The organism is Paenibacillus sp. N119s (genome assembly GCF_059447605.1).
In genome coordinates, this window is sequence record NZ_JCAJRU010000392.1 from 1 (window position 1) to 2467 (window position 2467).

General features: G+C 46.5%; 3 protein-coding genes. All 3 read left to right on the top strand.

What is annotated here, in order from left to right:
* The first annotated feature begins 90 nt into the window (after nt 1–90).
* Entirely contained in the window at nt 91–1329 is a 1239-nt protein-coding gene (fabF, locus tag AC5V8P_RS25025; RefSeq protein ID WP_064796131.1) for a beta-ketoacyl-ACP synthase II, read from the top strand.
* 131 nt (nt 1330–1460) lie between these two features.
* Nucleotides 1461–1829 carry a GNAT family N-acetyltransferase gene (locus AC5V8P_RS25030; protein WP_081276757.1) on the top strand — a complete coding sequence of 123 codons (369 nt, stop codon included), beginning with the start codon at nt 1461–1463 and terminating at the stop codon, nt 1827–1829.
* Nucleotides 1830–1849: 20 nt separating this feature from the next.
* On the top strand, nt 1850–2467 hold a 618-nt coding region (locus AC5V8P_RS25035), incomplete at its 3' end, for a helix-turn-helix transcriptional regulator (protein ID WP_495474001.1).

Sequence of the window (2467 nt, forward strand, 5' to 3'; positions counted from 1 at the left end):
TACCAGGATAAACAAACACTTGTAATAGGATAAGACGAGCGTAAAATGAGGTTTATAAGTAAGCCATTGAGCAGGAGGAATGAATAGCTTATGCAAAGAGTAGTGATAACAGGTATGGGTGTCGTTTCACCATTGGGGAATGAAGTAGGCACGCTGTGGAACAATTTGGTGGCGGGCCATTCAGGTATACAAAAAATTGAGTCATTTGATGTGTCTGATTTAAAAGCAAAAATTGCTGGACTGGTACAGGATTTTGATGCAGAAAAGCAGTGGGGACGTAAGGATGCGAGACGAATGGATCGATTTACTCAGTTTGCATTATATGCGGCTGAGCAAGCACTCAAGGATTCTGGTCTGGAACTGGATCGCACGGATCTGGAGCGTGTAGGTGTATACGTAGGATCAGGAGTCGGCGGTTTGGATACATTGGTCGATAATGTGGACGTGCTGCTACAGCGGGGGCCAGGCAGAGTTAGCCCAACGCTGGTACCTATGATGATCTCAAATATGGCGGCTGCCCAAATTAGTATCGCGTTTGGGGCGATGGGTCCTACGCTTTCACCCGTGACGGCTTGCTCTATTGGGAACACTGCAATTGGAGAGGCATTTCGGACCATTCGTACAGGAGATGCGGATGTCATTTTTGCCGGTGGAGCTGAAGCTGCAGTGTCCCGATTGGCCTTGGCAAGCTTCGCTAATGCAACAGCCTTGTCCACACGTAACGAGGAGCCTTCGAAAGCAAGCCGGCCGTTTGATCAGGATCGTGACGGCTTTGTCATGAGCGAAGGAGCAGGCATCCTGGTACTGGAGTCGCTGGAGCACGCTACCCGCCGGGGAGCAGAAATCTATGGCGAGGTCATCGGTTATGGAGCGAGTTCGGATGCCTATCACATGGTTGCACCGCATCCCGAAGGAACCGGGGCTTATCTAGCAATGAAAGCGGCCCTTCATTCGGCCCGCATCTCCCCAGAAGAAGTGGACGTGCTCAGTGCCCACGCAACGAGTACGCTGCCAGGGGATGTAGGGGAGACGCTAGCGATCCGCAAGTTATTTGGCGACTATGCCTATCAAATCCCAGTTACCGCTAATAAGTCCATGCTGGGTCATATGCTGGGAGCTGCGGGCGGCGTTGAAGCGATTGCACTGGTACAAAGCCTGCGAGAAGGCATCATCCCGCCAACGATAAACCTGGACAACCCGGACCCTGCTTGCGATCTGGATTATGTGCCTCACAAAGCGCGCAAGGCTTCATTAAATATTGGGTTATCTAATTCGTTCGGCTTCGGTGGTCATAATGCAGTCATTGTGCTGAAACGCTACGAGTCATAATATGTAATGAGTTATTGAAGCCTCAGATGCTAGATCCGGCTGGATCTAGCATCTGAGGTTATTTTCATTTAGGCATCATAGATTTTAATTAAATAAGAGATAGAGTAAGATGGAGGAAAACATTTGGAGGGATGGGAATACAAAATAAGAGAGAGTATTACATACTTGGTGCATTTACAAAGGATCATCAACTGGCTGGCATGACTGGGTTTAGAAGAGAAGACAAAATAAAGACACAGCATAAAGGAATGATTTGGGGAGTTTATGTACCACCGACTTACCGGAGCCAGGGAATCGCTAAGAAACTTTTAATGGAAGTGATCAGTCGAGGTAAAAAGGTGGAAGGATTGAAACAAATCAATTTGAGTGTGGTAGCTACCAATCAAGCAGCAGTTGAGCTTTATAGTAAATGGGGATTTACAACCTATGGTATAGAAAAGAACGCCTTAGAATATCAAGGCCAGGGATATGATGAGGAACTCATGGCATATTTTTATTAAGAGTGGAAGGTTTGAGAAAAATGAAAATTGATCGATTGCTTTCTATCGTCATCTTGCTGTTAAAAAGAAATAGAATACAAGCAAAGGAACTCGCTGATTTGTATGAGGTTTCGATCCGGACGATTTATAGAGATATTGAAGCGATTAGTTTAGCTGGTATCCCCGTAGTGACTTATCAGGGAGCAGGTGGGGGAATCGGTTTGATGGAAGGATATCGCCTGGATCGTAGTATACTGACAGATCATGATATCAAGGATATTGTGATGGGCTTGCAAAGTTTGTCCTCGTCGTTGGGCGGTCCCAATGTGTCCCGGTTGCTTCATAAATTTGAAAGTATTATCCCAGAGTCTGAGAAAGAGCAATTTAGTGTCCGAGCTACACAGTTCATTGTCGATCATTCGGGATGGGGGAATCAGGCTGTACAGGAAGCTAAACTAATAAAGGTAAAAGAGGCACTGAGTCAAGCGTGCACGCTTGCTTTTACCTATCGAAATGCCGAAGGAATCAGAACGGAACGGAATGTAGAACCGCATACGCTTGTGCTGAAAGGGCAACAGTGGTTTGTATATGCGTATTGTCCCGACAGGGAGCAGTTTCGCTTGTTCAAGCTTTCTCGTATGAGTGAACCTGTAGTTACA

What these genes read in the sequence shown, in the direction of transcription:
- fabF (WP_064796131.1), top strand. Translation starts at nt 91, where the DNA reads ATGCAAAGAGTAGTGATAACAGGTATGGGTGTCGTTTCACCATTGGGG.
- AC5V8P_RS25030 (WP_081276757.1), top strand. Translation starts at nt 1,461, where the DNA reads ATGGGAATACAAAATAAGAGAGAGTATTACATACTTGGTGCATTTACA.